The organism is Pseudomonas sp. NPDC087598 (assembly GCF_044743525.1).
Lineage (GTDB): Bacteria > Pseudomonadota > Gammaproteobacteria > Pseudomonadales > Pseudomonadaceae > Aquipseudomonas.
The window spans coordinates 1-6,411 of sequence record NZ_JBIUWQ010000112.1 but is presented as its reverse complement, the minus strand read 5'-3'; the positions used below and the strand labels follow the sequence as shown (position 1 = coordinate 6,411).

Genomic DNA, 6,411 nt, shown 5'->3' with positions numbered 1-6,411 from the left:
ATCATGCGTTACGCCGAAGAGAGTGATGACGGCAACATCCAGAACATTGATGTCAATGCGATGGAGAAGCACGCCAACCAGTACATCTCGCAGCAGATCTTCAACATTCTGACCGCGCAGGCAGTCACCACTGACTACGACCAGAACTACTTCCGCCGCGCCGGCATCGACATCGGCGAAACCATTCGCCTGGATGCCAACGACCTGTTCATGAGCCTGGCCGGCCCGGTGGCGATTGCCTACGCCGAATCGGTGGTGCCGGAAACCCCGCCGCCGAGCAGCGACAAGTTCAAGGTGTTCGACAAAGAGCCGCAACGCCTGAACATCGACGATCTGTTCTTCCGCTCGATCGACCTGCCGCACTTCAATAAGGTCACCCAGGCGATCGAAGGCATCAGCCTGCTGCCGATCGAGTCCAAGCGCTACAAGGCATCGCTTGAGCAGTACAAGAACTCCGGCTACGACGCCGCCGCGCTGCATGACCTGCACTTCTTCAAGAACTGCTCGTCGGTGGTTTCGATCGTCTCGCTGCCGAAAGACTACAAGCTGTCGTACATGGACCTGAACCGGTTGAAGACCCACCTCAACAGCCTGTTCCCCAACACCACGCTCAAGCGGTACGCGCTGGTGATCGGGGCTTCGGCCAACCTGTCGCTGACCACCCTGATCGCCAAGAGCCCGTGCCTGTCGGACGACTTCCTGACGCTGATCGTGGCGTTCATCAAGCGCTGCTTTGCGAAAAACCCGTACCGCTTCGACGAAACCCTGGATAACTCGATTCTCGACTTCATCATCAACGAGGAATTCGACGAAGACCGCATCGATGACCTGCTCAACGAATTCGAGAACCCGGCGAAGATCCTCGACACCAACTGGTACGCGATCAAGCCGATGTACGAGAAGAAGTACCGCGAGTTGATCAACGACAAAGAGAAGTTTGTTTCGATCAACGACATTCGCCTGTCGCGCGATTGCGTGAAGAAGTCGATCAAATACCTGCGCGAGATCTACCGTCACCGCATTGGCAAGACCAAGGTTATTTCGCTGAATAACCATACCGGCAAGTCTTTCACGGTCTGATCGAAGACCGCGCCGCCGCCATCGCGAGCAGGCTCACTCCCACAGGGGAATGCATTCCAAATGTGGGAGCGAGCCTGCTCGCGAAGAGGCCGCTCCAAACACCGCAAAACCTTCATTGCCAATATCCAGAAACAATTAAGCAGCCGTTAGGCTGCTTACTAAACTGTTCCCGTTACGTTTACGTCACCGTGATGCCACCCCCGCTTGTGGTGTTTCTCTACGGCAACGTGCCATCACGCTACTCGGCTACACACTTTCCATCGATGACGGCGCGCACCACATCAGTGCAGGCACTCAGTCCACCGCCCTTTCCTGGATCAAAATCCAAGGACTCACCACCACCGCCCACAGCTGCGGATCGCGCTCGAAAATATCCAGCGCCCGCGTTTCAGACAGCTTGGCGACCTTGTCCTCGGCCAGCCAGGCAGCGACTTTCTCGCCTTCGTCCGATGCCACGGCCTCGGCAGCGGCGATCAAATCCAGCGCAGGGTCGACCCACAATAGGGCACCCCTGGCGAAGAACGGCTCCAGCTCTTTCCAGGTAATAGATGCGGTCTCGCCGAGCAGCTTGGCATAGAGGGTGCTAGGTTCTTGATTCATGGGAACTGTCCGGAAAAGAAATCGACGCGAATGATAACGTCGGTGGTCCGCCAGAAAAACCCGGTTGCAAATGGCTTCACCGAACGAAAAGAGCAGGAACGCCAAGGAATGCTGCTGATTGGGATATATGCCCACGAACGCCCCGCCGCAATTCTGTCTTTTTCATTCAAAAATGCGACACCCCCAAGTTTTGCCCCTCGGCGCCCGCTTCCCAGGCCAACAACCGGCGCTCTACACTGTACCGGTACAGTTGCCGGGGGCATTTCCGGAGGGTATCGCAAAGATATCTGACCCGGTTCTGCTGCTACGGCGCCAGAACTCAAAAAAATTACAACAGTAAGAGTGGAGCACTATGACTAAGGCTACTAAGCAGATTTCCAAACTGTTTGCCGCTATGGTTCTGGCCGGGGTTGCCAGCCATTCGTTCGCAGCTGACACCATCAAAATCGGTATCGCCGGTCCTAAAACCGGTCCAGTAGCCCAGTACGGCGACATGCAGTTCAGTGGCGCCAGAATGGCCATCGAGCAAATCAACGCCAAGGGCGGCGTCGACGGCAAGAAGCTCGAAGCCGTTGAATACGATGACGCTTGCGATCCGAAACAAGCCGTAGCCGTAGCGAACAAGGTCGTCAACGACGGCGTCAAATTCGTGGTCGGTCACCTGTGCTCCAGCTCCACTCAACCGGCTTCGGACATCTACGAAGACGAAGGCGTGATCATGATCACCCCGGCTGCCACCAGCCCGGACATCACCGCCCGTGGTTACAAAATGGTCTTCCGTACCATCGGTCTGGACAGCGCCCAGGGCCCTGCCGCCGGTAACTACATTGCCGATCACGTGAAACCGAAAATCGTTGCTGTGCTGCACGACAAACAGCAATACGGTGAAGGCATCGCCACCGCCGTCAAGGCAACCCTGGAGAAGAAAGGCGTGAAAGTCGCCGTGTTCGAAGGCGTCAACGCCGGCGACAAGGACTTCTCCTCGATCATCGCCAAACTCAAGCAAGCCAACGTCGACTTCGTTTACTACGGCGGCTACCACCCGGAGCTGGGCCTGATCCTGCGTCAGTCCGCTGAAAAAGGCCTGAAAGCCAAGTTCATGGGTCCGGAAGGCGTGGGTAACGACTCCATTTCGCAGATCGCCAAAGACGCTTCCGAAGGTCTGCTGGTAACCCTGCCGAAATCCTTCGACCAGGATCCGGCCAACGTCGCCCTGGCTGATGCATTCAAGGCGAAGAAAGAAGACCCGAGCGGTCCTTTCGTGTTCCCGTCCTACTCGGCCGTTGAAGTGATCGCCGGCGGTATCGCCGCAGCGAAATCCGAAGACCCGGCCAAAGTAGCCGAGGCCATTCACGCCGGCAGCTTCAAGACCCCGACTGGCGACCTGAGCTTCGACGCCAAGGGCGACCTGAAGGACTTCAAATTTGTGGTTTACGAGTGGCACTTCGGCAAACCAAAAACTGAAGTTTCGCCTCAGTAAGGCGCTGCCTGACTGACTGCCAATAAAGCCCACGGCGTGCCGTGGGCTTTGTTTTACGAATGTATGGGCCGCGCTGGCGTGATCCGCCAGTCTCCCCACCTGAAAATCTCAAAACCGTCATCAGCGGTTCGCTGGCAAAACCCGGATTCGAAGTGGATATAGATCCACGGGGCCGGGCGGGAAAATGACTCCACCAGTGAAATGCGTATCAGGTTTTTAGGAGCGTTGTAATGCCTGACCTCTATCACTTCTTCCAGCAGCTGGTTAATGGTCTGACCATTGGCAGCACGTATGCCTTGATTGCCATCGGCTATACGATGGTTTACGGCATCATTGGAATGATCAACTTCGCCCACGGCGAGGTGTACATGATCGGTTCCTACGTGGCGTTCATCGCCATCGCCGGGCTGGCCATGATGGGAATCGACAACGTCCCGCTGTTGATGACCGCAGCCTTCATCGCGAGCATCGTTGTCACCAGTTCGTACGGTTACAGCATCGAACGGATCGCCTACCGCCCCTTGCGCGGCAGCAACCGTCTGATTCCGCTGATCTCCGCCATCGGTATGTCGATCTTCCTGCAGAACACGGTTCTGCTGGCGCAAGACTCCAAGGACAAATCCATCCCCAACCTGATTCCCGGGAACATTTCCTTCGGGCCAGGTGGCGCACATGAAGTGCTGATTTCCTACATGCAAATCGTGGTGTTCGTGGTGACCCTGATCGCCATGCTCGGCCTGACGCTGTTCATCTCCCGCTCCCGCCTGGGTCGCGCCTGCCGCGCCTGTGCTGAAGACATCAAGATGGCCAACCTGCTGGGCATCAACACCAACAACATCATCGCCCTGACCTTCGTCATTGGTGCTGCGCTGGCGGCCATCGCGGCCGTGCTGCTGAGCATGCAATACGGTGTGATCAACCCGAACGCCGGTTTCCTCGTCGGCCTCAAAGCCTTCACCGCTGCGGTACTCGGCGGCATCGGCAGCATCCCCGGCGCCATGCTCGGCGGGTTGGTGCTTGGGGTGGCGGAAGCCTTTGGCGCCGATATCTTCGGCGACCAGTACAAGGACGTCGTGGCATTCGGCTTGTTGGTTCTGGTGCTGTTGTTCCGTCCGACCGGCATTCTGGGCCGTCCGGAGGTTGAGAAAGTATGACTAGGAATCTTAAACAGGCACTGTTCAGTGCCTTGCTGGTGTGGGCCGTGGCCTACCCGGTACTCGGTCTGAAACTGACCATCGTCGGCATCAACCTGGAAGTGCACAACACCAGCCCGGCCATTCTGGCGACCATCGCCATCTGCTCGGTGCTGATGTTTCTGCGGGTGCTGTTCAACCAGCAGATCAGCAAGGCGTGGAAATCCTCGCCGGGCATGCCGCTGATCCCGGCCAAGGCCAGCAACTTCCTGACCCTGCCAACCACGCAACGCTACATCATCATCGCGCTGATCCTCGGTGCGCTGGTGTGGCCGTTCTTCGGCTCGCGTGGTGCAGTGGACATCGCAACGCTGATCCTGATCTACGTGATGCTCGGCCTCGGCCTGAACATCGTGGTCGGTCTGGCCGGTCTGCTCGACCTCGGTTACGTCGGCTTCTACGCCGTCGGCGCCTACAGCTACGCGCTGCTGTCGCACTACTACGGCCTGAGCTTCTGGATCTGCCTGCCGATTGCCGGCCTGATGGCGGCGACGTTCGGCTTCCTGCTGGGCTTCCCGGTGTTGCGTCTGCGCGGTGACTACCTGGCGATCGTGACCCTCGGCTTCGGCGAGATCATCCGTCTGTTCCTGCGTAACCTGACCGACATCACCGGCGGTCCGAACGGCATCAGCAATATCGAGAAACCGACGTTCTTCGGCCTGACCTTCGAGCGTAAAGCGGCGGAAGGCATGCAGACCTTCCACGAGTTTTTCGGCCTGCAATACAACTCGATCAACAAGGTGATTTTCCTTTACCTGGTCGCGTTGCTGCTGGCACTGGCGGCACTGTTCATCATCAACCGCCTGCTGCGCATGCCGATCGGTCGCGCGTGGGAAGCGCTGCGTGAAGATGAAATCGCCTGCCGTGCACTGGGTCTCAACCCGACCGTGATCAAACTGTCGGCATTCACCCTGGGCGCGAGTTTCGCCGGTTTCGCCGGTAGCTTCTTCGCTGCCCGTCAGGGTCTGGTGACCCCGGAGTCGTTCACCTTCATCGAGTCGGCGATCATCCTCGCCATCGTCGTGCTGGGTGGCATGGGCTCACAACTGGGCGTGATTCTCGCGGCCGTGGTGATGATCCTGTTGCCGGAAATGATGCGTGAATTCAGTGAGTACCGGATGTTGATGTTCGGTGCCCTGATGGTGTTGATGATGATCTGGCGTCCACAAGGTCTGCGGCCGATGCAACGCCCACCCATGGAGTTGCGAAAATGAGCCGCGAGATCCTTACAGTCGCAAACTTGAGCATGCGCTTCGGCGGCTTGCTGGCGGTCAACGGCGTGGCCCTGACCGTGAAGGAAAAACAGGTGGTGGCGCTGATCGGGCCGAACGGCGCGGGCAAGACCACCGTGTTCAACTGCCTGACCGGTTTCTATCAGCCGAGCGGCGGCAGCATCCTGCTCGACGGCGAGCCGATTCAGGGCTTGCCGGGCCACAAGATCGCGCTCAAAGGCGTGGTGCGCACGTTCCAGAACGTGCGTCTGTTCAAGGATATGACGGCGGTTGAAAACCTGCTGATCGCCCAGCACCGTCACCTCAACACCAACTTCCTGTCCGGCCTGTTCAAGACCCCGGCGTTCCGCAAGAGCGAGCGCGAGGCCATGGAATTTGCCGAGTACTGGCTGGAAAAGGTCAACCTCAAAGAGTTCGCCAACCGTACCGCCGGCACCCTGGCCTACGGTCAGCAACGACGTCTGGAAATCGCTCGCTGCATGATGACCCGTCCACGGATTCTCATGCTCGACGAACCGGCCGCCGGCCTGAACCCGAAGGAAACCGAAGACCTCAAGGCGCTGATCAGCGTGCTGCGTGAAGAGCACAACGTGACGGTGCTGCTGATCGAACACGACATGAAACTGGTCATGAGCATTTCCGACCACATCGTCGTGATCAACCAGGGCACGCCTCTGGCCGACGGCACGCCGGAACAGATCCGCGACAATCCTGAAGTGATCAAAGCCTACCTGGGGGAAGCGTAAATGCTGCAGTTCGAAAACGTTTCCACCTTCTACGGCAAGATCCAGGCCCTGCACAGCGTCAACGTCGAAGTCCGCCAGGG

Annotated in this window: 5 protein-coding genes and 2 pseudogenes; 6 read left to right on the top strand and 1 reads right to left on the bottom strand. The window is 58.2% G+C overall.

Features of this window, described 5'->3' with window-relative positions:
• Positions 1 to 1,080, top strand: a pseudogene (locus tag ACIOWE_RS29470) (hypothetical protein); the annotation flags it as partial.
• A 294-nt stretch (positions 1,081 to 1,374) separates the two neighbouring features.
• Here the strand turns inward: ACIOWE_RS29470 and ACIOWE_RS29465 are convergent.
• Positions 1,375 to 1,680 (bottom strand): DUF2288 domain-containing protein, encoded by a 306-nt coding sequence (locus ACIOWE_RS29465; protein ID WP_401398456.1) that lies wholly within the window; start codon positions 1,678 to 1,680, stop codon positions 1,375 to 1,377.
• Between the two features lie 352 nt (positions 1,681 to 2,032).
• On the opposite strand from ACIOWE_RS29465, the gene ACIOWE_RS29460 reads away from it, so the two are divergent.
• The 5 genes and pseudogenes from ACIOWE_RS29460 to ACIOWE_RS29440 form a co-directional block, all read left to right on the top strand.
• Entirely contained in the window at positions 2,033 to 3,160 is a 1,128-nt protein-coding gene (locus ACIOWE_RS29460) for a branched-chain amino acid ABC transporter substrate-binding protein (protein ID WP_401398454.1), read from the top strand.
• 230 nt (positions 3,161 to 3,390) lie between these two features.
• The gene (gene livH / locus ACIOWE_RS29455) at positions 3,391 to 4,314 is read left to right on the top strand and encodes a high-affinity branched-chain amino acid ABC transporter permease LivH (protein ID WP_008082254.1); all 924 of its coding nucleotides are present in this window, start codon (positions 3,391 to 3,393) and stop codon (positions 4,312 to 4,314) included.
• A complete protein-coding gene (locus ACIOWE_RS29450; protein WP_401398452.1) occupies positions 4,311 to 5,567 on the top strand; it encodes a high-affinity branched-chain amino acid ABC transporter permease LivM in 1,257 nt (418 codons plus the stop codon). The genes livH and ACIOWE_RS29450 overlap by 4 nt, the downstream gene beginning before the upstream one ends.
• Entirely contained in the window at positions 5,564 to 6,331 is a 768-nt protein-coding gene (livG, locus tag ACIOWE_RS29445) for a high-affinity branched-chain amino acid ABC transporter ATP-binding protein LivG (RefSeq protein WP_401398450.1), read from the top strand. The genes ACIOWE_RS29450 and livG overlap by 4 nt, the downstream gene beginning before the upstream one ends.
• Positions 6,332 to 6,411 (top strand): annotated as a pseudogene (locus tag ACIOWE_RS29440) (ABC transporter ATP-binding protein); the annotation flags it as partial.